The sequence below is a fragment of the Myxococcus sp. SDU36 genome (assembly GCF_030168875.1).
Taxonomy (GTDB): Bacteria; Myxococcota; Myxococcia; order Myxococcales; family Myxococcaceae; genus Myxococcus; species Myxococcus vastator.
In genome coordinates, this window is sequence record NZ_CP077414.1 from 8,274,235 (window position 1) to 8,296,883 (window position 22,649).

Annotated in this window: 20 protein-coding genes; 13 read left to right on the forward strand and 7 right to left on the reverse strand. The window is 71.7% G+C overall.

The genetic code is table 11. The annotated features are described in order from the left end of the window. Nucleotides 1–6: 6 nt before the first annotated feature. Nucleotides 7–606 (reverse strand): hypothetical protein, encoded by a 600-nt coding sequence (locus tag KGD87_RS33795; RefSeq protein ID WP_284665048.1) that lies wholly within the window; start codon nucleotides 604–606, stop codon nucleotides 7–9. A 175-nt stretch (nucleotides 607–781) separates the two neighbouring features. On the opposite strand from KGD87_RS33795, the gene KGD87_RS33800 reads away from it, so the two are divergent. Beyond that, a complete protein-coding gene (locus KGD87_RS33800; protein ID WP_284665049.1) occupies nucleotides 782–2,611 on the forward strand; it encodes a methyl-accepting chemotaxis protein in 1,830 nt (609 codons plus the stop codon). On the opposite strand, the gene KGD87_RS33805 is transcribed toward KGD87_RS33800, so the two are convergent. The 3 genes from KGD87_RS33805 to KGD87_RS37115 form a co-directional block, all read right to left on the reverse strand. Further along, nucleotides 2,608–4,176 carry an outer membrane protein assembly factor BamB family protein gene (locus KGD87_RS33805; protein ID WP_284665050.1) on the reverse strand — a complete coding sequence of 523 codons (1,569 nt, stop codon included), beginning with the start codon at nucleotides 4,174–4,176 and terminating at the stop codon, nucleotides 2,608–2,610. The genes KGD87_RS33800 and KGD87_RS33805 overlap by 4 nt on opposite strands. 139 nt (nucleotides 4,177–4,315) lie before the next feature. Next, complete coding sequence (locus KGD87_RS33810) at nucleotides 4,316–5,077, reverse strand: SDR family NAD(P)-dependent oxidoreductase (RefSeq protein ID WP_284665051.1); 762 nt, start codon at nucleotides 5,075–5,077, stop codon at nucleotides 4,316–4,318. 143 nt (nucleotides 5,078–5,220) lie between these two features. Further along, nucleotides 5,221–6,060 carry a DUF2058 family protein gene (locus KGD87_RS37115; protein ID WP_502887978.1) on the reverse strand — a complete coding sequence of 280 codons (840 nt, stop codon included), beginning with the start codon at nucleotides 6,058–6,060 and terminating at the stop codon, nucleotides 5,221–5,223. Here KGD87_RS37115 and tnpA point away from each other — a divergent pair. The 7 genes from tnpA to KGD87_RS33850 all read left to right on the forward strand — a co-directional run bounded on the left by tnpA (nucleotide 6,059) and on the right by KGD87_RS33850 (nucleotide 10,789). Then, nucleotides 6,059–6,445 carry an IS66 family insertion sequence element accessory protein TnpA gene (gene tnpA / locus KGD87_RS33820; RefSeq protein ID WP_284662560.1) on the forward strand — a complete coding sequence of 129 codons (387 nt, stop codon included), beginning with the start codon at nucleotides 6,059–6,061 and terminating at the stop codon, nucleotides 6,443–6,445. The genes KGD87_RS37115 and tnpA overlap by 2 nt on opposite strands. Continuing rightward, complete coding sequence (tnpB, locus tag KGD87_RS33825; RefSeq protein ID WP_095959537.1) at nucleotides 6,446–6,817, forward strand: IS66 family insertion sequence element accessory protein TnpB; 372 nt, start codon at nucleotides 6,446–6,448, stop codon at nucleotides 6,815–6,817. Nucleotides 6,818–6,875: 58 nt separating this feature from the next. Further along, a complete protein-coding gene (locus KGD87_RS33830; RefSeq protein WP_284663042.1) occupies nucleotides 6,876–7,847 on the forward strand; it encodes an IS66 family transposase in 972 nt (323 codons plus the stop codon). Nucleotides 7,848–7,858: 11 nt separating this feature from the next. After that, nucleotides 7,859–8,536 carry an IS66 family transposase gene (locus tag KGD87_RS33835; protein ID WP_284663043.1) on the forward strand — a complete coding sequence of 226 codons (678 nt, stop codon included), beginning with the start codon at nucleotides 7,859–7,861 and terminating at the stop codon, nucleotides 8,534–8,536. Nucleotides 8,537–8,604: 68 nt separating this feature from the next. Then, a complete protein-coding gene (locus KGD87_RS33840) occupies nucleotides 8,605–8,886 on the forward strand; it encodes a hypothetical protein (protein ID WP_284662566.1) in 282 nt (93 codons plus the stop codon). 323 nt (nucleotides 8,887–9,209) lie between these two features. After that, nucleotides 9,210–10,244 (forward strand): hypothetical protein, encoded by a 1,035-nt coding sequence (locus KGD87_RS33845; RefSeq protein ID WP_284665053.1) that lies wholly within the window; start codon nucleotides 9,210–9,212, stop codon nucleotides 10,242–10,244. 224 nt (nucleotides 10,245–10,468) lie between these two features. Next, nucleotides 10,469–10,789, forward strand: a complete 321-nt coding sequence (locus tag KGD87_RS33850) for a hypothetical protein (protein WP_284665054.1) — start codon at nucleotides 10,469–10,471, stop codon at nucleotides 10,787–10,789. Between the two features lie 18 nt (nucleotides 10,790–10,807). On the opposite strand, the gene KGD87_RS33855 is transcribed toward KGD87_RS33850, so the two are convergent. Beyond that, entirely contained in the window at nucleotides 10,808–12,328 is a 1,521-nt protein-coding gene (locus tag KGD87_RS33855) for a gluzincin family metallopeptidase (RefSeq protein ID WP_284665055.1), read from the reverse strand. 161 nt (nucleotides 12,329–12,489) lie between these two features. Between KGD87_RS33855 and KGD87_RS33860 the strand changes: the two genes are divergently transcribed. Then, nucleotides 12,490–13,434, forward strand: a complete 945-nt coding sequence (locus KGD87_RS33860) for an RluA family pseudouridine synthase (protein ID WP_284665056.1) — start codon at nucleotides 12,490–12,492, stop codon at nucleotides 13,432–13,434. A 4-nt stretch (nucleotides 13,435–13,438) separates the two neighbouring features. Here the strand turns inward: KGD87_RS33860 and KGD87_RS33865 are convergent, their stop codons facing one another. Beyond that, nucleotides 13,439–14,458, reverse strand: coding sequence for a glycosyltransferase family 2 protein (locus tag KGD87_RS33865; protein ID WP_284665057.1), 1,020 nt, complete (start codon nucleotides 14,456–14,458; stop codon nucleotides 13,439–13,441). A gap of 24 nt (nucleotides 14,459–14,482) precedes the next feature. On the opposite strand from KGD87_RS33865, the gene KGD87_RS33870 reads away from it, so the two are divergent. Further along, on the forward strand, nucleotides 14,483–19,270 hold the full coding sequence (locus KGD87_RS33870; protein ID WP_284665058.1) for a hypothetical protein: 4,788 nt from the start codon (nucleotides 14,483–14,485) through the stop codon (nucleotides 19,268–19,270). A 2-nt stretch (nucleotides 19,271–19,272) separates the two neighbouring features. Here the strand turns inward: KGD87_RS33870 and KGD87_RS33875 are convergent, their stop codons facing one another. Then, nucleotides 19,273–20,121, reverse strand: a complete 849-nt coding sequence (locus tag KGD87_RS33875; protein WP_284665059.1) for a PorV/PorQ family protein — start codon at nucleotides 20,119–20,121, stop codon at nucleotides 19,273–19,275. A gap of 60 nt (nucleotides 20,122–20,181) precedes the next feature. Between KGD87_RS33875 and galU the strand changes: the two genes are divergently transcribed. From galU to KGD87_RS33890, 3 genes are all read left to right on the forward strand, one after another. After that, nucleotides 20,182–21,084 carry a UTP--glucose-1-phosphate uridylyltransferase GalU gene (galU, locus tag KGD87_RS33880; RefSeq protein WP_284665060.1) on the forward strand — a complete coding sequence of 301 codons (903 nt, stop codon included), beginning with the start codon at nucleotides 20,182–20,184 and terminating at the stop codon, nucleotides 21,082–21,084. After that, nucleotides 21,081–21,836, forward strand: a complete 756-nt coding sequence (locus KGD87_RS33885) for a hypothetical protein (RefSeq protein ID WP_284665061.1) — start codon at nucleotides 21,081–21,083, stop codon at nucleotides 21,834–21,836. The genes galU and KGD87_RS33885 overlap by 4 nt, the downstream gene beginning before the upstream one ends. Before the next feature lie 108 nt (nucleotides 21,837–21,944). Further along, complete coding sequence (locus KGD87_RS33890; protein ID WP_284665062.1) at nucleotides 21,945–22,571, forward strand: glutathione S-transferase family protein; 627 nt, start codon at nucleotides 21,945–21,947, stop codon at nucleotides 22,569–22,571. Nucleotides 22,572–22,649: the final 78 nt, after the last annotated feature.

The following is a 22,649-nucleotide window of genomic DNA, read 5'->3' on the forward strand; positions in this document are numbered from 1 at the left end:
GGCGCGTCAGAAGCCCACGCCGAAGGAGAGGCTGGCGGAGGGCAGCCACGTGTTCCCGGGCTGGATGAGCTCGGGAGCGTGGGGCAGCCACGCCAGGCTGAAGTTGAAGTCACCCACCAGCTCGAAGCCCGCGGCCAGCGGGTGGAGGAAGCGCAGCCCGAGTCCCCCCTCGGGCCCTGTCGTGGCCACGCGGCGCCGGTCGGTCCCCTTGAATTGGAACCCTGGGTCGTCGCGGCCCACCTGCGCCTCCGCGAAGCCCCCGGCGAGGAAGGGCTGGAAGGTGCCCCAGCGCTCCACGTCGATGCTGGCCAGCCGCAGCTTGGCGCGGAAGTGCGCCACCTCCGGCTCGGGGTCACCGTGCAGGAACCCACTGCCGGTGCCACAGCTCTCCAGGGACAGGAAGGCCACGGGGGACAACTCCAGGCACAGCTCCGGCCGGCCATTGCCATTCGCAGTGGAGCCCCCCACGCGCAGGTTGCCGAAGTTGCGCGCCGCGCGAGGTGGCTCGGCCTTCGCGCGTGCCTCGCCGGCGGCCTCCTCCGCGCGAAGTCCGCCAGGCGTGAGGGCAAGCAGGGCCAGTGCCGCTGGAATGGAGGGCGAGCGCATGTCTGCACGCAACCGCGCCGCTTCCTCGCCCGTCAATGCAACGCCAGGGTGAGTGTCTTTGGCCTCCGGGTCATTCCTGCCACCTGTTGTTACTCGCTCAACAGCAGGGCGTTATCGCGGTAGGCTGGTCGTCCCCCCACTGGGTCCCCCCGCCCATCCCCTGGCCTTGCAGCGAATGACGCACAGCCTTGCCGCGCGCCTGACCGCAGCGCTCTCCCTTGTCATCCTCTGTCTCTCCACGTTGAGCGTCGCGCTCACGGGCGTGTCGCTGCGGACGTGGTCTCACGAGGCCGTCACGTCCCGTCTGGCGCAAGACGAAGCCGCGTGGAGCCGCGTCCTGTCCCAGGAGGTGAAATCGCTGACGGCCCTGGCCCGCGTCGCCGCGGCGAGCACGTCCTTGCGGACCGTGCTGTCGAGCGGCTCCGTGGGCGGGGAGCACCTCGAGCCCTCGCTGCGTGGGCAGCAGTCGCTCCTGGGCGTGGACCTGCTGCTCGCGGTGGACACCGAGGCGGGCGTGCGCGTGGGCACGCCACCCGGTGCGCTGTCGGGGATGGAGGCCCTGGTGAAGGAGGGCGGCGCGCGCATCCTCCTGGTGGATGCGGTGCCCTATCAGGCCGTCGCGCAGCCCGTGATGACGACCGAGGGCCGCACCGTGGGGTACGTGGTGGTGGGGCGGGCCCTGGGCGAGGTGGAGCTCCAGGCGCTGCGTGACGAGCGCGGCGTGGAGGGCGTGTTGACCGTGGGCGGGAAGCCGGTGGCGCACGCGCTGAGCGCGGTGCCTGACGAGGCCTTGCTCGCGGCACTGGAGGGGAAGGGCCGGCCGGACGAGGTGTCGGTGAATAGCGTGTCGTTGCAGCTGCGCCGGGTGGAGATGGGGCCGGGCGTGGAGCTGCTGCTCACGCGTGATGGCGGGAAGGAAGCGGAGCAGTTCCGCGCGTCGATGCTGCTCGTGGTGCTGCTGGGCATCATCGTCACGGCGGCGGCGGGCACGGCCATCTTCCTGCTGGTGCGGCGGATGATGGAGCCGCTGCGCGAGCTGACCGTGGCCACCACGCGGGTGGTGTCGGAGGGCGACTTCCGGGGCGCGCTGGAGGTGCGCTCGAAGGATGAGATTGGCCAGCTCGCTGGTTCGTTCTCGGAGTTGATGTCGCAGCTGCGCGAGCTGTTGATGGCGCTGCGCCATTCGGCCGAGCAGCTCGAGACGGCGTCCACGCACCTCACCGAGTCCGCGTCCGTCCAGAACGAGGCGGTGTCGCAGCAGGCGGTGGCGCTGCATGAGACGCAGCTGGCGGCGCAGCAGCTCCAGGAGGCCTCGCGCGCGGCGGCGCGGCGCGTGGATGTCATCCTGAAGGAGGCGGACAAGGCCAGTGGCTTTGGCGAGGCGGGCGAGGCCGCGGTGTCCGGAAGCGTGGGCGGGCTCACGCACATCCGGTCGCACGTGGAGCAGATTGGCCGCACCGTCGCGGAGCTGCACCAGCGCACGCGGCAGGTGGGCGACATCACCCGCACGGTGAAGGACCTGGCGGACCAGTCGAACGTGCTGGCGCTCAATGCCTCCATCGAGGCGGCGCGCAGCGGTGACTCGGGCCGCTCCTTCGCGGTGGTGGCACGGCAGATGCGGTCGCTGGCGGACCAGTCCGCGGGGGCGACCACGCGCGTGCAGTCCATCCTGAGTGATATCGGCCGGGCCATCTCGCAGACGGTGAGCACGAGTGAGGGCGGGGCGCGCGAGGTGGAAGGTGGCCTGGAGCAGGTGCGCGCGGCGGGCGAGAGCCTCCGCTCGCTGGCGGGCATCATCCAGAGCAACGGCAAGACGGTGCGCAGCATCGCCGATGCCGTGAGCCAGCAGGACGCGGGCATCGCGGAGCTGTTCGCCGCGCTCAGCTCGATGGCCGACCTGGCGGACCAGATTGTCGACCGGATGGCCGCGAGCGAGCAGTCCGCCATCCAGCTCTCCGCGGCGTCCGCCGAGCTGAGCGCCATCGTCGGCCGGTACCAGCTCTAGCGCGCTGATGGGCCGGTGGCCCGCGCCTGAGCCGCCGCGCCAGTGGGCTTCGTCTGGCCCGAGCGCGCATTGCCGCCACCCGCGCTCACCCAGCCGCTGGAGGCAGGCTCGTCGGGCGCCGTCAGGTCGAAGGCGCGGATGCTCATCCGCTGCGTCCAGTCATTGCTCGCACTCCAGTTCGTCCAGGCCCCCAGCACCACGCGTCCCCGGTGCAGCGCGGGCGGGGTGATGTACGGCGCTTTTCCCAGCAGCGCGCAGGCGGACAGCTCGTTCCCATCCGGGTCCAGCTCCCGCAGGAACGAACCGAACGCGGCGTCATCACCGGTGCAGGCGTGCTCGCCGCACGTCTCGTCCACCGGCCGGTCCACCAGCAGCAGCGAGCCACGCTGGGTGAGGAGCGGAGACATCGGCCAGGTGCCCACGGCCCGGTGCCAGCGCACCGCTCCGCTCGAGGGGTCCAGCCCATAGAGGAACGTGCCACCCGGATGCGTGGTGGTGGGGCAGCCCTCGCTGGTGCACCGCATGTCTGGCAGGACGAGGAGCCGGTCCGCCTGCATCGCCGTACGGCCGAAGGTCGAGCTGGAGCGGCCCAGCGAGTAATAGAAGGACTGCGCGGAAGCAGTCGCCAGCGTGGCGATGGGCGCTCCCGTGGTCGCGTCCGCCAGCTCCGCGCGGCCCAACATCAACGTTCCGCCGTCCACGGCCGTGGGCTCGAGCACGCCCGCGCGCTCCGTCCGCCAGCGGAGCTGCCCATCCGCCGCGTACGAGAAGAGCTCCGTCCGCTGCTCCAGGGCATTGGAGGCGCCGCCATAGACGTTGCCCTCCGTATCCACCACCAGCGGCGCATGGACGGGCGGCACGGGCGCCTTCCACGCCACCGCGCCGGTCTCCGCGTGCACCGCGACGAGCAGGTCCTCGGCGCCCACGTCTCCAAACGTGTCGTGCACCAGCGCGATCAGATAGGGCGGACTGTGCACGAGCGATTCGATGCGAAGCGCATGGTGCGCCCGCGGGTCTTCGTCCTTCACGGCCCCCAGCGACACGCTCCAGCGCTCTTGTCCGGTGGCGCTGTCCCGCGCGGAGAGCAGGGCGAGGCGGCCCGTGACGAAGAGCTGTCCCTGCGCCACCGTGTGAACGCCCCAGGCGCCCGGGGGCGGAAGGCCTCTCCGGTAGCGCTCAGTCCCTTCAGCCGTGACGGAGACGAGCTGACACGCCAGCTGGCTCGGGTCCTTGTCCACCCAATAGCTGCTCTCGCACTCCGTCCAGTAGGTGTGCCCGTCCGAGTCCATGGTCCCCCGGAAGTCCACCGTGAGGTTCCACGCGGCGTCGTAGCTCCACGCGAGTCGCGCCGTGCCCTCCGGTCCGGAGCACGCCGCGGAGGTCGCCGGGGGCGGCACCTGCGGCTCCGGTGTGGGCGCCTGCGGAGCGGGCGTCTCACCACCGGGGGTGGGCGTCGGCGTCACCTCCGTGGGGGGCTCCACGGTGGGCGCCGCTCGGTCCTCCACGGACGACGAACAGCCCACCCACAGACACGCGCCCAGCACCATGCTTCGCAGTCCACTCACGCCCGCCTCCCGATTGCTGGCCACCGCGCGGCTTGTCGCCGAGGTGGCCAGCCACAGTGGGGATGGGATTCCCGCTGCGCAACACACCCGGCCACGGGTGGCGGCCGGGCAGGCAGTCAGGCGGAATGGGAGTGAAGTCTCAGCCTGGCTCGCCGCCGTCGATGGCGTACGCCGTGCCGGTGATGCCGCCCGCCGCGTCCGAGGCGAGGAAGAGGCACAGGGCGGCGACTTCCTCCGGGGTGATGATGCGGCCCATGGCGTTCATGGACGCCAGGGCCTCGCGCGCCTGCTCCTCGCTGCGGCCCGTGGAGGCGCTGATGGCCGAGGTCGCGCCAGCGAACATGTCCGTCTCCACCCAGCCCGGATTCACGATGTTCACCGTGACCTGCTTCTTCGCGTACTCCACCGCGAGCGCGCGCGTCAGGCCCAGCAGCGCATGCTTCGACGCGCAGTACGCGGACGTGTACTTCACGCCCCGCACCGCGGCCATGGAGCCGATGTTGATGACGCGTCCGCCGCCCGCCTGGGCCATGGCTGGCATCAGCTCGCGGCAGAGGAGGAAGGGCGCCGTCACGTTGACGGCCATGACGCGGGCCAGGTCCTCGGTGCGCGTCTTCGTCAGGGGCGCGGAGACGGTGATGCCCGCGTTGTTCACGAGCACGCGAGGAGGCCCCTCGGCGAGGATTCGCTGGCTCGCGGCGACCAGCGCCGCTTCGTCGGCCACGTCCACCGCGAGCGGCCGGATGCGCTCGCCGCCATCCTGCCGGAGCGACTCCAGCGCCTCCGTCGAACGCGCCAGGGCCCACACGTCATGGCCCGCCTTCGCGAAAGCGAGCGCCACCGCGCGGCCAATGCCTCGGCTCGCGCCCGTTACCACCACCGTCTTGGGGGTTGTCGTCATGAGGCCAGCCTAGCGCCGGGCCCTCATGCTGGCAGCAAGACGTGCCAGGGCAACGTGGCGCTCAACGCCACGGGCCACATCGCCACCCTCCCCAGGTCCACGAGGGAAGGGGAGGGGAGGGTGGGAAGACGCGGGTGTCCGGCTCAGTCGTTCTGGGCTTCGTCGCCGCTGGCCTTCGGCTCGGCCGGAGCCGCCTCGCCCTCGGCCGGAGCCTCGGACGCGCCTTCCGGCTCGGCGGGAGCCTCGTCGGACGCGCCTTCGGGCTCGTCGGACAGCTCGGGCGCGGTGCCCGCCGCCTCGGCGGCCTGCTGAGCCTTGATCTCCTCGTCGTTCATGAAGCCGACGGGGTTGTCCTTGCGGTTGAAGAAGCGCACCGACTTCTTCGACAGCGCGAACATCTGCTCGGCCGCCGACGCCGGCACCAGCGAGTGCTCGATTTGCGCGGGCTCGGGGCGCTCCACCACGCCCAGCTCGCCCTCCTCGAGCTGCTTCGCCTGCGCCGGGCTCAGCTCCAGCCGGCGCAGCTTGCCCTTGCGGGTCATGAAGTAGAACGTCGTCTCACCCGCCTCGACGGGCACCTGGGAGCCCAGCACCAGCTCGCGCAGGGCGCGGTCCAGCTCCACCTGCCGCTTGGACTCGGCGCGCTGGTAGGCCTTGGAGCCCGGCATGGGAGGCAGCTTGGGGATGGCCCGCTCCGGCGCCGCCGCGGACGGCCGCCCGTGCTGGGGACCTCCGCCGTGCCGGGGGGCACCCCCGAAGCCGCCGCCGGGACGTCCGCCGCCCTCTCGACGGCCGGCGTCACGGCCGCCGCTCGGACGGCCTCCACCCTCGCCTCGGGGCGGGCCGCCTTGTGTCCGGTTGTCATCACGGCGGGGGGGCGGACGGTTGCCGCCTGAACGTGTCCCTCCGCCAGAGCGCACCGGGTGGGCGGCTGCGCTCCGCCAGGAGGTATGCTGAGGCTGGCCGCGGAGGTAGCGAGCCATGCACGGACTCAGGACGACGAAGAAGCGGGGCGGTTGGCGGCAGTGGACGCCTGACGAGGCACGCAGGGAGTTGGCGGCGTTGCAGAGGAGCGGGTTGCCGCTGGCCACGTACGCGCGGCAGCGCGGCGTCTCGGACCAGCGACTGCGCTGGTGGCGGGAGCGCCTCGGGGAGTGGGAGGAGGCGGCGCCCGTTAACGGCCCAGCGCGGTGGGTACCGGCCGTGCTGAGGGGGATGAGCGCTGCGCCGACGCTGCCCGCGGAAGGGAGTGCCGCGGTGGTGGTGAGGCTGCCGGGCGGCTGTGTGCTGGAGTTGTTGGACGCGGCCGCAATCCCCCCTGCCTGGGTCGCAGAGTTGGTGGGTGCGCTGGCTGCGGGGGGCGGGTAGATGCTGCTCTTGCCCCGGGCGGTGAAGGTGTACGTGGCGATGGCGCCGTGCAACCTGCGGCGCAGCTTCGATGGCTTGAGCAACGAAGTCCGCGAGGTGCTGGCCAAGGACCCACTGAGCGGCCACGTCTTCGTCTTCCTCAACCGCCGGAAGAACCAGGTGAAGCTTCTGCTGTGGACGCGCGGCGGCTTCACCCTCGTACACAAGCGCCTCGAGCGTGGCACCTTCACCTTTCCGAGCCAGGTGGCCCTGGGCGCCACCAGCATTGAACTCGACGTGCATGAGTTGGCGATGCTGCTCGAGGGCATCGACGTGCAGCGCGCGCGGACGTCGCAGCGCTGGGAGCCCCCGGGGCACTTGCGCTCGGCCTGAAGAAAATCTCCTTCGAGGGTGTGGCGCGGGCACGGCGGCTGGTTACCTTTCCCGCGCCTTGCCAGGTACCGCGCCCACCTCCGAGACGACGAAGAAGCCGCGCCGAGGCCCGGTGCTGGAGGTGCTCAAAGCGCTCCTCGCCGAGGGCCGCACCGAAGAGGTGGTGGCGTTGGTGGCCAGGCTGGTGTCGAGAAACTCGGAGCTGGAGCGGCTGCTTCAGGACGCCAAGACGAAGGGCAAGAAGAGCGAGGGCGTGTCCACCACGCAGCTGAAGCTGCTCCTGGGCGGACTGCCGGCGAACTCCGATGGTGACGTGGCGGAAGTGGATGCAAGACTTCGCCGCTCGTCCGGCATTGACGAGGAGCCTCCGCAAAAGGAACAAGCGCGGCCGAAGCGGACGCGTCCCGCCCGCCGCCCCATTCCGACGAATCTGCGCCGGGTGGAGAACGTCATCCCGGTGCCTGCACAGCAGCGTCCGTGCCCTCGGTGCGGCGAGGTGCGGAAGTGCGTCGGGCACGAGGTGACGGAGGTCATCGACCTGATTCCGGCGGAGGTCATCGTCCGGCAGGACAAGCGGGAGAAGCTCGCGTGCCACCTGTGCGAGGCGGAGGTGGTCCGCGCCCCGCTGGGCGAGAAGGTGGTGAGCGGCGGGAGGATGGGCGCCAGGCTGGTGGCCCAGCTTCTCGTGGAGAAGTACTACGACGGGCTGCCGCTGAGCCGGCAGGTGGAGCGCTTTGAGCGGCTGGGACTCGAGGTGGCCCTCTCCACCCTCGCCGACCAGGTGGCCTGGGCAACCGAGGCGCTCCGGCCCGTGTGGCGCGCGGCCATGTCCAAGGTACTGGGCGCCACGGTGATGCACCTGGATGCGACGTCGCTGCCGGTGCTGGACTCGAAGAATGCGAAGGGCATTCGCCTGGGCGCCATCTGGGGCTATGTGGGCGCCGACGTGAAAGACTGCGGCACGCAGCACACCGCGCTGTGTCTGTACAACTCGACGGGCAAGCGGGAGGGCCAGCGCGAGGGGAGATAGGCCCCGCGCAGATGCTGGCGATGCGAGTGGGCCTCACGGTGGCCGATGCGGCCGGCCTCTTCGACGCGTCCTTCAAGCGGGCGGGCCTGCTGGAATGTGGCTGCAACACGCACGCGAGGCGCTACTTCCGGAAGGCCCTGGACGGCGGCGACAAGCGAGCCGCGCTGCCGCTGGCGGCCTTCAAGCGACTCTTCGCCATCGAGCGAAGGCTCCAGGCCTGTACCATTGACGAGCGGCGGCGAGGGCGGCAGGAGCGCAGCAAACCCGTCTACGACGACCTCATTGCCTGGGCGATTGCCCACCAACCCAATGAGCCGCCCTCCTCCCCGCTGGGCCGGGCCATCCGGTACTTGCTCAACCACCAACAGGCGTTGCGACGCTACCTCGAAGACGGCGTCATCCCCATCGACAACACCGTCGTGGAGCGCCTGCACATCCGCACCGCGCTGACGAGGAAGAACTTCCTCTTCGCCGGCAGTGACGCAGGTGGCGAACGCGCCGCCATTGCGTACACCCTCCTGGGGTGCTGCAAGCTGGCTGAGGTAGACCCCGTCGCATACCTGGCGGACGTCCTGCCCCGGCTGGCCACCAAGAAGCTGTGCCTCCGCGACATGCCCGCGCTGCTGCCCGCGGAATGGAAGCGCTCGCATCCCGAAGCCGTGCGCGGCAAGGCGGCAGCCGCGCGCTGAGCGCCAGGGGCGCCTCGCGCCTCGCAGGCAGGCGTGGCCCTCTCGTATGGTCCTCGGCGGAGGACGGCATGCCGAAGAACCAGAGGAAGCTCCGCATCTACATCTCCGCCGACGCGCTCGCGCTGCTCAAGCACCTCGACTACCCATGCTCCGAGGAAGTGCTCGCCTCGGCGAAGCGAGTCGAAGGGCTCGAAGACGAGGGCTTGGACTACGAATTGAGCGGCACCCGTGATGACTTCGAGAGCCTCGCCGGCTGGGTTGCCGGTGATGCAAACCACGCCGACCGCCGCCAGAAGCGGAAGCTGGCCTTGCTGCTGGCCCTCTCGGACGCGCTCGAGTCGGTGCTCTGACGACTGACGACGCGCCGCTGGCGGCCCGCCCAACACTCTCTCCGCTCAGACTTCAAGGGCCTGCCGGGTGCGCTCGGGCGGAGGGACACGCCTGAACGGCCGCCCTCCTGGGGTCCGGGCCGCCGGGCTTCCGCCTGGCTGGGCTTCGTCTCCACCTTCTTGGCCTCTGCCTCGGTGACGAGGCCCGCCTTCAATAGCTTGTCGCGCAGGTTCTGCATGAGTTGGGCGTTCTATCCCTTGCACGGCCGCACGCAAGCCACTGCTTGCCGCTCGTGTATGCCCCACGTAACTTGCCGGCCCTGTCGTACCCTTCCGGAGGAGTCGTGAGCCGTCTGAAGAAGTCCGCCTTCACCCTCGCCGTGGCGCTGGCCGCCGCCGGCTGCTCGGACCCGGTCGACAAGGCGGCCAAGGCACGCATCTTCTCGCCGGAGGACCCGCCCAAGGTGGTGGCGTCCGCGAAGGAGAAGCTGCCCCCCGAGGACGTGGCGGACAACCCCCAGGTGGCGCGCCGCATCCTGGGCATGGACGCCGCCGAGGTGACCGAGCGTCTGGGCCCCCACCGCTACCAGGCGACGCTGGGGTACGAGTGGACCTCCGAGGCCTCCATCCCCGTGAAGCTCACCGAGACGCGCACCTTCCACGCCGGTCCGGGCGGGGTCAGCGGGGACTTCCACGGCGTGCTGGAGAACTCCCGGGACCAGGGCCTGGAGGTGATGCGGGTGGGGGGGCAGGTGTACGCCCGCAACCGGTACGGCTCCTTCCGTCAGCGCCTGCGCGACCGCGGCATGGCCGAGCGCACCCGCGCGGAGCTGACGGGCGCCATCCGCGACTTCGACAGCCTCTTCCAGGGGCGCATCAAGCTGACGCCCGAGGGCACCGTCACGCATGAGGGCCGCACGGCCTGGCGCTACGTGGTGACGCTGGCCCCCGCCGCCCAGGCGGACGCGTCCCGGCCCCTGCCGCCCATGCCTCAGGCCAAGAAGGGCGGCGTGGACGAGACGACGGTCCGCCGGGCCAACTTCTTCGCCCACCGCCTGCCGCGCTCGCTGGACGGCGAGGTGCTGGTGGATTCCGCCACCTCCGTGGTCCTCAAGGCCCGGCTGGACGGGCGCATGGGCGTGCCCGGGGACAAGACGCCCGAGGCGGCGGAGCTGCGCCTGACGCTGGAGGCCGCGCTCTCCGAGGTAGGCAAGGACCCACGGCTCCAGCCGCCCGAGGACTTCCTCCCGGACGCGGACAAGCCCCAGGGCATCGCGGACGCGCTCGACAGCTTCGGCATCCAACGCAAGAAGCCCACGGACTCGGACGAGGCCAGCCCGGCGGCGGCCCCGGAGCCCGAGGACGAAGAGGGCACCTGACGGGGTTCCGGCGTCCTTTCGGGCGCCGTTTCCCGGTGAACGGCTGGCCGGGACTCCGGGGTATCCCGGACGGGGGTGGAGGGGGCGGTGCTACATCCCGGCAGCGAGATGTTGGAAGAAAATTTGCGCTGACCCTTGCGTCCTCTAGAATCCTCGACGGTTGCGGCCCGGACGCGTCTGACATGCTCGGATGTTCAGCGGGGCTTCACAGCAAGGGAGCGGCGATGGAGCGCAAGGTCGGAAGTAGCACGGTGACGGCCAAGGAGGTCAAAGCGGCGCTGGAGAAGACGCGTACGCTGTCGGCCGAAGAGGAGAAGGTTCTGCGCATGCGCCACGGTGCTGGCGCTTCCAGCACCCGTGCACCGCTGCCCCGTGCCGCCGGTGACAACCAGGAGCTGGGCGACGAGCTGCTCCTCATCGAGATGCAGCTGATGAAGGCAATGCGCGCGCGCGCGGGTGCGAAGCCCGCGGCCACCGCCAGCAAGCCCGTCGCCGCCAACCCCACCAAGGACAAGATTGTCCGGGCGCTCCGCAAGAAGAAGTAGTCGTCTCGCGGGTGCCCCCTAGCGGTTGAGGATGGCCACGAGGCGCTCCCCGGCCTCGGGCAACGCCAACGGCGTGCCTGACGTCTCCGTGGCCAGTCCTTCCGCATCGTCTGTGCCTCCACGCGCGTACAGCCCCTTCAACCAGGCGGCTGCCATGGGGTTGCGCCAGTAGTCCTCGTTGAACCGCTCCGTGAGGCGCGCGGTGAGCCGGGTCTCCAGGGCCCAGGACCGCAGGTAGTGCGCCACGTAGAGCTGCGGGTCCACGTCGTGGAGGAAGAAGCCCGGGTGGGGCTCGATGAAGAGCGCGTGGCGCTGCCCGTCGGCGTATTCGTCCGCGCGTTCCGTGGAGGCGCCCCGCTGCGTCAGGGATAGCTCGTAGGTCAGCCTGGCCGCGTGACGCCGCAGCAGCGTGAGGGCCTGGAAGGCGGCCAGCCGCACCGTGTCCCGCGCGGCCACGGTGGGCAGCCCCAGGTAGCGCTTGAGCCATTCGGGGGACAGGAGCAGCCGCTCGAAGACGGCGGCGTGGGCCTCCGTCACGGACGCGTCGCCCAGCCGGCGCAGCTCCATGGGCAGCGTGTCGGAGACGTGGGCGCGGTGCTGCGCGTGGCCCATCTCATGGAGCAGGCCGGCCAGCCCGTCGATTCCGCCGCGAGGCTGGAGCACCAGGCGGATGTCGTCCGGCACGCGCACCCCGGCGACGAAGGGGCGCGGTGACTTGCCGGGCCGGGCCTCGTCGTCGATGCGGATGCGGCCTCCGGCGTTGGGCGTCAGGCCCCACTCGCCCAGCCAGCGCGCCACGGCGGGGAAGGCGTCCTCGCGCCGGAAGAAGCCGTCCATCCAGGGGGCCTGGAGCGCGGCCTGCAAGTCATGCCTGCGGGCCTCTCCGCCGGGCAGTGGACGCAGCAGCGGGTCCACCTTCTTGAGGACGTAGGCGAGCACGTCGCGATAGGCGTCCTCCGTGCGCGCGAGCATCTTCGCGGCGGACTCGGCCAGCTTGGCGAAGTCGATGCCGGTGACGTCCTGGCGCAGGGCGGGGTAGCTCTTCGCGCCCAGCTGCTCCGCGGTGTGCAGGGCCGCGTCGCGCCGGTCGCCGTAGCGGGTGCGGTGCTGCCAGAGGAACTCGCCGGTGGCGCGCTCCAGCAGGGCGCGGCGGCCTCGGGCGGGCTCGTGGGGAATGCGGCCCAGCGCCTCGCCGAAGGCGTAGGTCTGGTCGTCCACCGTCAGCCGGGCCTGGGCCTCCAGCGAGGCAATGGCCTCCACGTGCCGGGCGGCGAGCGCGTCCTCGACGTGCGAGGCCACCAGCTCGCGCACCAGTCGGATGCGGCGGACGGTGAGGGGCTCGTTCTTCGACTGGGCCTTGGCGAGCGCCTCGTTGGCGGCGGCGAAGGTGTCCGGAGACGACAGCTCGGGGAAGGAGGCGTGGAGCTGGCTGGGGGAGACCTCCAGCGCGAGCCCGGCGCCTTGCCGGTAGTGCAGCGTGGCGAGCTCGGCGAGGAAGTCGTCCAGCCGCGTACGGACGGAGTGCAGGGGACGGTCCATGGGGGCGCGGAAGGTAGCAGGAAGCGGGCGGCGCGAAAGGGCGATGCGCGCGTAGAATGCCGCCGCATGACATCCGCGGTGGACACAGGGCTGGGGGCCGACGTGCCGGAGCGAGGGGCGCATCGCGCTAGGGCTGTCCGCCCGGTGGGCGAGGTGGCGGCATGAAGCGCCGGACGTTCCGGGTGGAAGGGGCGCTGGTGGGGAAGGCCGTGGCCCTCGCGGTCGCGGATGCGCTGGGACTGCCCGAGCCGGGGGCACGGAGGCTGGTGGAGGTGGGCGCCGTCTACGTGGCGGGCAAGCGGAGCCGGGATGCGAACGCGCGGCTGACGGCCGGGCAGGTGGTGACGGTGGTGCTGGAGGAGGGCGGGCAGAGCCCCTTGTCCGAGGCGCCCCCCGCGCCCGAGCTGCGCGTGCTGTACGAGGACTCGGACGTCATCGCCGTGGACAAGCCGGCCGGCGTGTCCGCGCAGCCCACCGAGGGGCGCGTGGGGGACAGCCTGGTGGACCGGGTGGGGGCGAAGCTGGGGCGCCCCGCGGGGCTGGTGCACCGCCTGGACCGGGAGACCTCCGGTGTGACGGTGTTCGGGAAGACGGCGGAGGCCACGTCGGCGCTGGCGGCCGAGTTCCGGGAGGGACGGGCGCGAAAGCGCTACGTCGCGGCCGCCGGGCCGGGTTTGCCTCCGTCGGGCACGGTGGACCTGCCGCTGTCCAAGGACCCGTCGCGCCCCGGGCGCTGGCGGGCGACCCGGGCGGCCAATGGCGTGCCCGCTCTGACGGACTTCCACACGCTGTCTTCGGGGCCGGCGTTCTGTGTCGTCGAGCTGCTGCCTCACACGGGCCGCACGCATCAGCTCCGCGCGCACCTGACGGCGCTGGGCGCTCCGATTCTGGGAGACGCGCGTTACGGCGGCGCGGCCCGGGCGGAAGGCGTGGGGGCCGCGCGGTGCTTGCTGCATGCGCAGGCGCTGGAGCTGGGACATCCGCGCACGGGCAAGCTGCTGCGCATCGAGGCGCCGGTGCCGGCGGACTTGATGCGGTTCTTCCTGGCCGCCGGCGTCCCGGCCCCCTCGGGGGCCATTCGCGGCGCGGGCTCCGGGGCGGCGTGAGCCCTCACGCGGCGCAGGTGAAGTCGCGGCCCTCCACCCAGCCCCAGCCGATGAGGTCCTCGCGAATCTCCGCGCGGGCCCAGCGCACGCCCACGCAAATCAGCAGGTGTCCGTCCCCTGGGGCGCCGAGCTCCTGGGGGGAGATGACGGGGATGCCATGGATGTGCGTGCCCACCTTGCGAGGGTGGACCTCCACGTAGCGCCGCACGCGGGCGCCCTCCTGGTGGAGGAAGTACGTCAGCGTCTTGCCGCTCGGGCCCGCGCCCCACACCGTGCACGGGCGGCCATCCGCCAGGGGGCCTCGGCCTCGCGTCAGGTAGCGCGCCTTCATCCACATGAAGCGCTTGAGGGCATAGCGCGGGTCCGTGCGCGTCATCCGTCCGTCGCTGTCGCGCCAGCGGAGCAAGACCTGGGGCAGGTTGCGCAGGGCGAAGCCCCGGTCCAGCAACTCCAGCCACAGCGCGTAGTCTTCCGGGAAGTCGCCGTCCTGCCAGCCTCCCGCCGCCACCAGGGCGTCCCGGCGCAGGCAGACGGAGGGGTGGCACAGGGGGCTTTCGATGAAGCGCTCCCGGTCGAGTCGCTCGGCGGAGGTCAGCCCGTTGATCCACGTGGCATAGGCCTGGAGCGAGGGGCTCACGGGTTGGTCATCCCGGAACAGCTCCACGGCCGTGCCCACGCCCGCCAGCCTGGGCTCCGCCTCCAGTGCGGTGAGGCTCGCCTCCAGGCGTTGAGGGAGGGCTTCGTCATCCGCGTCCATCCGGGCCACATAGGGGGAGGTGGCTTCACGCAGCGCCAGGTTCAGCGCCGCCACCAGGCCTCGGCCCCGGCCGTCAAGGACTTCCACGCGTGAGTCGCTCGCCGCAAGGTCGGTCAGCACGCCGCGCGTACCGTCCGTGGAGCCGTCATCCACCGTGAGCACACGGAGGTCGCGGACGGTGCCCGTCAAGAGGCTGCGGACGGCGCGGGCCACGGTGGCTTCGGCGTTTCGCGCGGGGAGGAGGACAGTAACAGCCGGAACGGGCATCGTTGTGTGTAGACTGCCGCACCCATGGGTGGCGTGAGAAACGGCAAGAACGCCGGCACGCCGGAGCCCGCAGCGGTCCGACAGGAGGCGCTGCAGCCCGGCGCGTCCGATGTCAATCCCGCGGAGGATGTCAGCGACGTGGTGGACCGGCTCTTCCGGTCCGCGGCCCGGCAGTTGCGCGAGGGCTCCGCCGCGCGCGCGTTTGGAGAGCTTGCGCGCGCCAGCCGGACCCTGCCGATGACGCCGCGCCTGGCCGCCGGGATTGTGCGAATGGCGCTGCTGGCGGGCACCGAGCCGGCGGCCATCACCTTGCTGGAAGTGGCGCCCACGGTGGGCTCCAGTCGGCGCGCGGTCCGGCGTCAGCTCGCGCGGGTGTTGCGACGGGTGGACCAACTGCCGCGTGCCGCCGCCGCGCTCGAGGCCCTCCTGGTGGATTGGCCTGACGACGGGCGTGCCCAGCGCGTGCTCCAGGTGCTGCGCGCGCGCATCGAGGGCAAGGGGGGGGTCGACGCGGGTGTGAGCGCGCCGAGGGTTGAAGGGGACGAGCAGGGTGTGCTGGCGAAGCTCCCAGCACGGAAGGAAGGCGCGTCGGTCGCGACCTCTTGGGAGAACGACGAGGGGGTCTACCTCATCGAGACGGTGGTGGGGCCGCCGCTCTCCGCGAGGACGGCCTCGGCGTCGCAGCTTCCGGGGGCGGGTGGCGTGGTTCCTTCCAGCGGACCTGTTGCCACGTCTCACGAGGGTGGACCGGGAGGTCCGCCGGTGCAGGTGTCTCCCGTTTCGGAACAGCCGGAGACCGCGCCCGCCTCGGTCGCGAGCGTGCCGAGCACGTCTGTGGCGGCAGAGGTGCCTGCTGCGCTCAACACGAGACCTTCCGAGGACGTTGCCGAATCGTCGCCCGCGACGCCTGTCGAGGGGCCGACAGAGCGGCCCGCGTCGGAGTCGCCGCCAGCGGCACCCGCCGCGAGCTCACGCAAGAGTGCGGTGGAATTGCCCGCGGTGGAGTCTTCGCTCGCGGTGCCCTCCGCGAGTCGGCGCAAGAGTGCGGTGGAGTTGCCCGCGGTGGGCTCTTCGCTCGCGGTGCCCTCCGCGATTCGGCGCAAGAGCGCGGCGGAGCTGCCAGCAGCGGAAGGTTCGCGAGCGGAGTCTGCCTCGCTCAAGACGGTGTTGGAGATGCCAGCGGTGGAGTTGCCCGCGGTGACTCCTCGGGATGCCGCTGCTCCCGATGCACCCAGGACCGTCGTGGAGATGCCGGCGGTGGTCGTGCCACCGTCGGCAGTTGACTTCGAGGCGCGCAAGACAGAAGTGGAGCTGCCCGCGCTGGGGGACGTCGCCGTGCCCCCGGCTTCAGGTGTGGCCAAGACGTTCGTTCCGGCGCGCGCGCCCCTGTCCGTGCCGTGGGTCGATGCCCCAGACGACGACGCGGTCGAGCCCGCGCCGGTCGCCCGCGAAGTACCGCCGGCGCCGCGTCCCGCCCGCGCCACCTTCGACGATGCCGGCGAAAGTGAAGTCACCTCGGAGGCGCAGCCCTTCCTCGTCGGCGCTGACACATCGATTCCCACACCGCGCCAGCAGACACCTGTCTCCTCGAAGGGCGAGCGGCGGAAGACCCCACCCCCGTCCGAGGCGTCGCCACCTCCGGCCACGTCCCGCGCCGCATCCGAGCCGGATGCTCGCGCGGGCACCATGGAGGTGTCGTTGGCGGAGTTGGAGGCCGCGCTCGCCGCGGCTTCCGGCGATGCACCGAACAAGAAGGGCCGCGCTTCCGAGGCGAGCGTGGGCCCTCGTGAAGAAGACACCGAGGAGCTGACCCGCTCGCAGAAGGTGGAGGCCCAGCTCATCGCTCGACGGGCCTGGGCCGAACTGGCCCAGCTCTACCTCAAGCGGGCGGACCAGGCGAAGGACGCGCCTCTGCGCGCCGATGCGTTGGCGCGCCTCGCGGAGGTGATGGAGAACGAACTCCACGACCCCGCGGGCGCCGCGCGCATGTACCGGGAAATCGTGGAGCTGACGGGGGACCGCGCCGCGCTTCGAGAGCAGGTGCGGTTGCTCGCCGCGAGAGGCGACGCGTCCCTCGTGCGCCGTGCGCTGGACGAGGCCATCCGACGCGCGCCCGCTGGCCGTGCACGCGCGGGCGCGCTGCTCACGCGGGGCGAGCGCTGGCTCCACATGGGCGAGCTGAAGAAGGCTCGCGCGGACTTCGAGGCGGCGGAGTCCTCCGCGCCGGGACTGCTCCCCGTGCTCGCGGGGCTGCTTCGCTGCGTGTCGGACGCGGCACGTCCCGCCATCGCGGAGCGGCTCCGGGTGGCGCTGGCGGCGGCACCTCGTCGCGCGCCGGACCGCGTGGAAGCGCTGCGCGTCCTGGCCCAGGTCGCGGAGGAGTCGCTGAGCGATTTGCGGCTCGCGCAGTGGGCCTGGAGCGAGGTGCTCACGGAGAGTCCCGACAGTGAGCAGGCTCGCGTGCAGCTCACGACGCTGACGCGAAAGCTCGGCGACACGACGGTGCTCAGCCGGCTTTTGCGTGCGCAGCTCGCCCGCGAATCCCGAGGGCCCGCCGCGCGTGAGGCCCGGCTGGAGCTGGTCGCCACGTTGGAGGCCCAGGGCGACGCCGATGCCGCGCTCAATGAATTGCGTCAGGCCGTGCGCTACGAGCCGGGCCACAAGGAAGCGTGGCTGCTGCTCGTGGAGCGTCTCCTCGCGCGCGACCACCTGGGCGAGGCGGCGTGGGCCCTGGAGCACGCGGCCACCGCCATGGAGGACGATGCGGAGCGGGAGCGCACCTGGGACCGGCTCGCGCGCCTGTGGCACGAGGTGATGGGCAATCCCGAGCGCGCACAGGTCTACGCCCGCCGGGCGGAGGGAATCCGGCAGGCACGCGCAGCGCGTGAAGTGCCACCGCCCGAGCCGCCGCGCTCCGCGGTCCCTCGCCGTGAGTCGAGCGGTCCCCGTGCGCCGCTCGTCGCGGCGCCCCCGGTGCTGACGCAGGCGTCCGCGAACCTCGCGAGCCTGGCCAACGAGGAGACGTCCACCACGGACATGGGGGTTGCGCCATCCGCGTCCGAAAGCGTGGAGCCGGCCCACGCTGAAGTCGGGAGCGCCTCTCCGGGCGCCGCGGTGGAGCAGGGCCGCAAGGCCTCGCCGGAGCCCGGCCCTTCGGGGCGCAAGGGGAAGCGGGAGGCTCGTTCCAACGCTGCCGCTGCGGCCCAGTCCAAGGCGGCGACCCGCGCCGCTGCCGCCGCCCCTCAGTCCAGGGGCGAGGCCCGCACCGCCGCAGCCTCCGCCGACGCGCTCCCCAAGGGTGAAGCGCGCGCCGCTGCCGCCGCCCCTCAGTCCAAAGGCGAGGCACGCGACACCGCCTCGCCAGCGCAAGGTGCGCCGCGCGTTCCGGTGGAGGGCTTCGCCGCAGCGCCACCCAAGGGCGGAGGCCGCAACCCGCCCTCATCACCGGGCAACACCGCGGCCCCGCAGCCCCGCGTTCCCGCTGACGCCGCCATCCCCAAGGCGCCGGCCGCCCAGCGTTCCTCCGCGTCCGCCCGCGGAGACAAGGCCGCGCCACGCGCCGCCGCGTCCGGAGGCGAAGCGGAGCCAGCGCCCGCTGCTCGCGACGCGGAGGCCCGAGCCCGTCGTCCCCGGGCCACCGACCTCCTCACGGGCGAGGTCATGGACCTCGGAGACGCTCCTGTCCCCGAAACGCGCGTCATCTCCTGGGAAGCGCCGCCAGGCCGGATGGACCCGGTGCGCCGCGTCGTCCGCGCGCGCCCGGAGGGCACGGTCTCCGCCCCGGCGCCGGGCCGCACGTTCATCGCGAAGCCACCCGCGGCCCCCGAGCCGCCTCGGCCTGTCCCCGGCGTCATGGACCCGCGCGAATCTCCCGCGCCCGCCTACGCGCCGTCGCCGGACACCGAGCCCGACGCCTTCCGGCACATCCGCGAGCGCCCGCTCGACGCGAAGCCCTATCGACTCCTCGCCGAGTACTTCGACCAACGCGGAGACCCGGCGCGGGCCTCGCTCATGCGCGAAATCGCCGACGCGCTCGACGGGCTCGAAACCTCCGCGCCGCGCGGCCAACGTCCGCCGCTGACCTCCGACGAGCGCGCCGGCCTGCGTCACCCCGGTCTGCGCACGCCCTCGGGAGAGCTGCTGGCCTGCACCGGAATCGCGCTCTGCCGGCTGTTCCCGGCGGAGGGCCGCGCCGCCGGTTCCTCGGAGCTGCTGCGCGCCACCGCGGGGCCCTGTGCGCCCGCCGTGCTCGACGCGCTGCACACCGCCGCGCGGATGCTGGACGTCCACCTGCCCGAGCTCGTGCTCGCCGAGGACGACGGTCCGCCCTTCACCGCCGTGCACGCGGGCCACCCGCGCCTCCTCGTGGGCCGGCTCCTGCTGCGTGAGCCCATGCCGCTCCCGGAGCTGCGCTTCCACGTGGGCCGCGCCTTGCTGTCCCTGTCGCCGGACCTGCTCGCGCTCCGCGCCCTCAAGGGCGGCCAGCTCCTCCGCGCCCTGGCGCTGCTGGCCACGGTGCTGAAGGACCCGCGTGCCACTGGCGCCGAGGCCCGCGTGGTGCGCGAGTCCCTGTCTCCGCGCGCCCTGGAGCGCGCCATGGCCTTGCTGGAGCCCGGCACCCAGCACTTCAAGGCGTCGGCGCTCGCGGACGCCGCGCGGGACTCCGCCAACCGCGCGGGCCTGGTGGCCTGCGGGAGCATTGGCCCCGCGCTGTCCGTCCTGCGGACCCGCCGGGGCAACGAGGCGGAGCTGGTGGAGCTGCTGCGCTTCGCCGCGTCGGAGCGCTACCTGCCGCTCCGGGCGCCGCGCTGACGTCAGTTCGTGTTCAGCTTGATGGTGAGCGCCAGCATGCGCCCCTTGGGGCCGCCCAGGTCGTGGCGGTAGCCGAAGTCCAGGCCGCCGCCGCCCTCGGACATGAAGCCGAGCCCCGTGCTGACTTGCGACGTCCGCGTGAAGCCGTCGTAGGAGTAGCCCGCGCGCACCGGGAACAGCTCTCCCAGGATGTACTCCAGACCGCCGTGGTAGGTGAACGTCGTGACGTCGTTGGTCGTGAAGTCCGCGCGCACGTCGCCGGCGAGCGTCAGCAACCCCGTCATCACCCCGACATGCGCCGAGTAGTAGCGCGTCAGCTCCTCATTGCCAGTGTCCACGATGTTGTGCGCGGAGAAGCCCGCCATCAGTGACGGCGACAGCCGGAGCATCAGGCCCGCGTCGCCGGTGACGGAGTTGGCGAACCGCGACTGGCCGCTCATGCGCAGATAACGCACCGTGGCGCCGAGCATGAGCGCCTGACTGACGGGCAGTCCCACGCCCATCGAGCTGAGGTGAGCGCTGGCGCGCGCGCCGCCGCGCCCCACGCTCACCCAGTGGTAGTCCACCCCCATCCCCAGGCGGCTCGTGGCCGCGTCGATGACGGAGACGCCCAGCAACCCTTCCTTCCGCCGCGTATCCCACGCGCCGGTGCCTTCGACCCGGTAGGACGGGTAGAGGACCATCGCCGCGGGATTGCCCAGGATGGCATCCGTGCCCAGCCCCAGGGCCCGGTAGGCGCCGCCCATGCCATAGGCGCGCGCGCTCATGACATCGCGAAGGTCCTCGGCGGGCTGCGCCAGGGCGGTAGTGGACACACAAAGGGCAATCAGCACCAGGGCGCGGAGCAACATGACAAGTCCATCCTATCCGGCTTGATGGGGTCAGAGGCCATCAATAGATTCCCAGCCCTCATGGCCTCCAAAACCTCGAAGGTAGAGCCCCTCATCCGCAAGTGTGTCATCCCGGCAGCCGGCCTGGGCACGCGCTTCCTGCCGGCGACCAAGGCGGTTCCCAAGGAGATGCTGCCCATCGTCGATACCCCGACGCTCCAGTACATCGTGGAAGAGGCGGTCTCCGCTGGCATCGAGGATGTCGTCCTCATCAATGGCCGCGGCAAGAGCGCCATCGAGGACCACTTCGACATCGGCTTCGAACTGGAGTCGACGCTGCGCGCGCGCGGCAAGGAGGCGGAGGCCGACAAGCTGCGCGCCATCGCGGACCTCGTGCGCGTCGTCAGCATCCGCCAGAAGGAGCCCAAGGGACTGGGCCACGCGGTGCTGTGCGCCAAGAGCGTCATCGGCGACGAGCCCTTCGGCGTGCTGCTGGGCGACGACATGATTGACGCCGAGGAGCCGGGAATCCGCCAGCTCGCTCGCGTGTACCGCCAGTACAACCAGGCGGTCATCGCGCTCATGGAAGTGCCGGACAGTGAGACGCACATGTACGGCATCGCCGCGGGCACGGACCTGGGGGACGGCGTGATGCGCATCGACCGCATCGTGGAGAAGCCGAAGAAGGGCACCGCGCCCTCCAACCTCGCCGTCATCGGCCGCTACGTGCTGCCGCCCGACATCTTCCCCATCCTGGAGAACCAGACGCCGGGCGTGGGCGGTGAAATCCAGCTCACGGATGGTCTGGCCGCGCTCCAGCAGACGAAGGGGCTGCTCGGCTACCGCTTCAAGGGTCAGCGCTATGACGCGGGCGACAAGGTGGGGTACCTGAAGGCCAACATCGCCTACGCGCTCAAGCGCCCGGACCTGCGGGACGGGCTGCTTGCCTACATGCGTGAAGTCGTGAAGACGGAGAAGCCGTGAAGCGCACCGTTGCACTCCTCGCTGTCCTGGTCTCCTTCGCCGCGGCCGCCTATGTGCTGCCCGGCAGCTCCATCATCCGCCGCATGTCGGCGGAGCGCGCCGAGCTGAGGCTGTCCACGTTGCGCGTGGAGGGCTCCCTCAGCTTCGGAGGTCCGGCCGTCAAGGAGTCCGGCGCCGCGCTGGGGACGCCCACGGACCGCCCGGAGGTGCAGGGTGACGGCGTGCTGTCCCTCCGCGTTCCCGGACGCTGCCGCTTCGAGGCCTCCGTGCCCGGCGGCACCGCCCAGTCCGCGGTGGTCCAGTCGGGCGGCCGCCGCCGCGTGCAGGGGACCGAGATTCCCTCCATGTCGGCGCTCGTCGCGCAGGTGTGCCCGCTGCTCGCCACGGGCAGCGGCAACGTGCAGGAGCTGAAGGAGGCGGTGCTCCGCCACCTCCAGAGCCTGGGCATCGAGACGGGGCGCACCGGACTGGCGCGCTTCGGCGGCGAGGTGGCCTACGTCCTCGGCGACATGGCCGAGGGCCGCCCGCAGTTCTGGGTCTACAAGGACTCCTTCCGCCCGGCCCGGCTGCGGTACTCGGACGCGTCGGGGACGGCCTGGGACGTCCGCTTCCTGGACTACAACTCGCCCGCCACGGGGGAGTGGATGCCCCGCACCATCGAGGTGTGGCGCGGCGGACAGCGCAACCTGCGCTTCACCGCCTTGAAGGGGGACAACCGGGCCAGCCTGCCCGACTCGCTCTTCACCCTGTAGTCAATACCGGCACTTTCCTGAATTCCTTGCGGCGTTGGCGGCGGCCATGAAGAGTCTGGCCCCGCCTGGCCGGGACTCTCCCCGGCCCGCCACGCAGAGGAATGTCCCATGAAGGTGTACGGCCACCCGATGAGCACCGCCACGCGCATGGTCCTCGCCACCCTGGCGGAGAAGGGCCAGGAGGCGGAGCTCGTCCTCGTCGACCTCACGAAGGGAGAGCAGAAGAGCCTCGGGCATGTGGAGCGCCACCCCTTCGGCGTCATCCCCGCGTTCGAGGATTCTGACGGCTTCCGGCTCTACGAGTCGCGCGCCATCATCCGCTACCTGGACCGCAAGCTGCCGGGCGCCGCGCTCACGCCGTCCGACGTGCAGGCGTACGCGCGCATGGAGCAGTACATCAGCGTGGAGCAGTGCTACTTCACGCCCAACGCGATGAAGGTCATCTGGGAGCGCCTCTTCAAGGGGATGCTGGGTGGCGGCGCGCCGGACCAGGCCCGCATCGACGAGGGCCTGCAGGGCGTCGAGCGCGTCTTCGGCATCATTGAGCCGGTGCTGGGCAAGCAGCCGTACCTGGCGGGAGACGGCTTCTCGCTCGCCGAGGTGACGTGGATGCCCTACATGGAGTTCCTGGTCGCCGCGGGCGGTGGCGAGCTCGTCGGCAAGCACCCGAACGTGGCGGCCTGGTGGGAGCGCGTCCGCAGCCGTGCCTCGTGGAAGAAGGTCACCGGGGCCTGAGCCTCGGAAGTGGCCTGCTGACACCCCGGGTTCCGTCTCACGGCGGGACCCGGCGGGGAATGTCAGACCCTTCGCGCA

Excerpts from the sequence above, each read along its gene's own strand:
- KGD87_RS33870 (WP_284665058.1), top strand. The coding sequence starts at position 14,483 with ATGGGTGGCGTGAGAAACGGCAAGAACGCCGGCACGCCGGAGCCCGCA.
- tnpA (WP_284662560.1), top strand. The coding sequence starts at position 6,059 with ATGCACGGACTCAGGACGACGAAGAAGCGGGGCGGTTGGCGGCAGTGG.
- galU (WP_284665060.1), top strand. The coding sequence starts at position 20,182 with ATGGCCTCCAAAACCTCGAAGGTAGAGCCCCTCATCCGCAAGTGTGTC.
- KGD87_RS33850 (WP_284665054.1), top strand. The coding sequence starts at position 10,469 with ATGGAGCGCAAGGTCGGAAGTAGCACGGTGACGGCCAAGGAGGTCAAA.
- KGD87_RS33855 (WP_284665055.1), bottom strand. The coding sequence starts at position 12,328 with ATGGACCGTCCCCTGCACTCCGTCCGTACGCGGCTGGACGACTTCCTC.
- KGD87_RS37115 (WP_502887978.1), bottom strand. The coding sequence starts at position 6,060 with ATGGCTCGCTACCTCCGCGGCCAGCCTCAGCATACCTCCTGGCGGAGC.
- KGD87_RS33865 (WP_284665057.1), bottom strand. The coding sequence starts at position 14,458 with ATGCCCGTTCCGGCTGTTACTGTCCTCCTCCCCGCGCGAAACGCCGAA.
- KGD87_RS33860 (WP_284665056.1), top strand. The coding sequence starts at position 12,490 with ATGAAGCGCCGGACGTTCCGGGTGGAAGGGGCGCTGGTGGGGAAGGCC.
- KGD87_RS33890 (WP_284665062.1), top strand. The coding sequence starts at position 21,945 with ATGAAGGTGTACGGCCACCCGATGAGCACCGCCACGCGCATGGTCCTC.
- KGD87_RS33840 (WP_284662566.1), top strand. The coding sequence starts at position 8,605 with ATGCCGAAGAACCAGAGGAAGCTCCGCATCTACATCTCCGCCGACGCG.
- KGD87_RS33810 (WP_284665051.1), bottom strand. The coding sequence starts at position 5,077 with ATGACGACAACCCCCAAGACGGTGGTGGTAACGGGCGCGAGCCGAGGC.
- tnpB (WP_095959537.1), top strand. The coding sequence starts at position 6,446 with ATGCTGCTCTTGCCCCGGGCGGTGAAGGTGTACGTGGCGATGGCGCCG.
- KGD87_RS33835 (WP_284663043.1), top strand. The coding sequence starts at position 7,859 with ATGCTGGCGATGCGAGTGGGCCTCACGGTGGCCGATGCGGCCGGCCTC.
- KGD87_RS33795 (WP_284665048.1), bottom strand. The coding sequence starts at position 606 with ATGCGCTCGCCCTCCATTCCAGCGGCACTGGCCCTGCTTGCCCTCACG.
- KGD87_RS33875 (WP_284665059.1), bottom strand. The coding sequence starts at position 20,121 with ATGTTGCTCCGCGCCCTGGTGCTGATTGCCCTTTGTGTGTCCACTACC.
- KGD87_RS33800 (WP_284665049.1), top strand. The coding sequence starts at position 782 with ATGACGCACAGCCTTGCCGCGCGCCTGACCGCAGCGCTCTCCCTTGTC.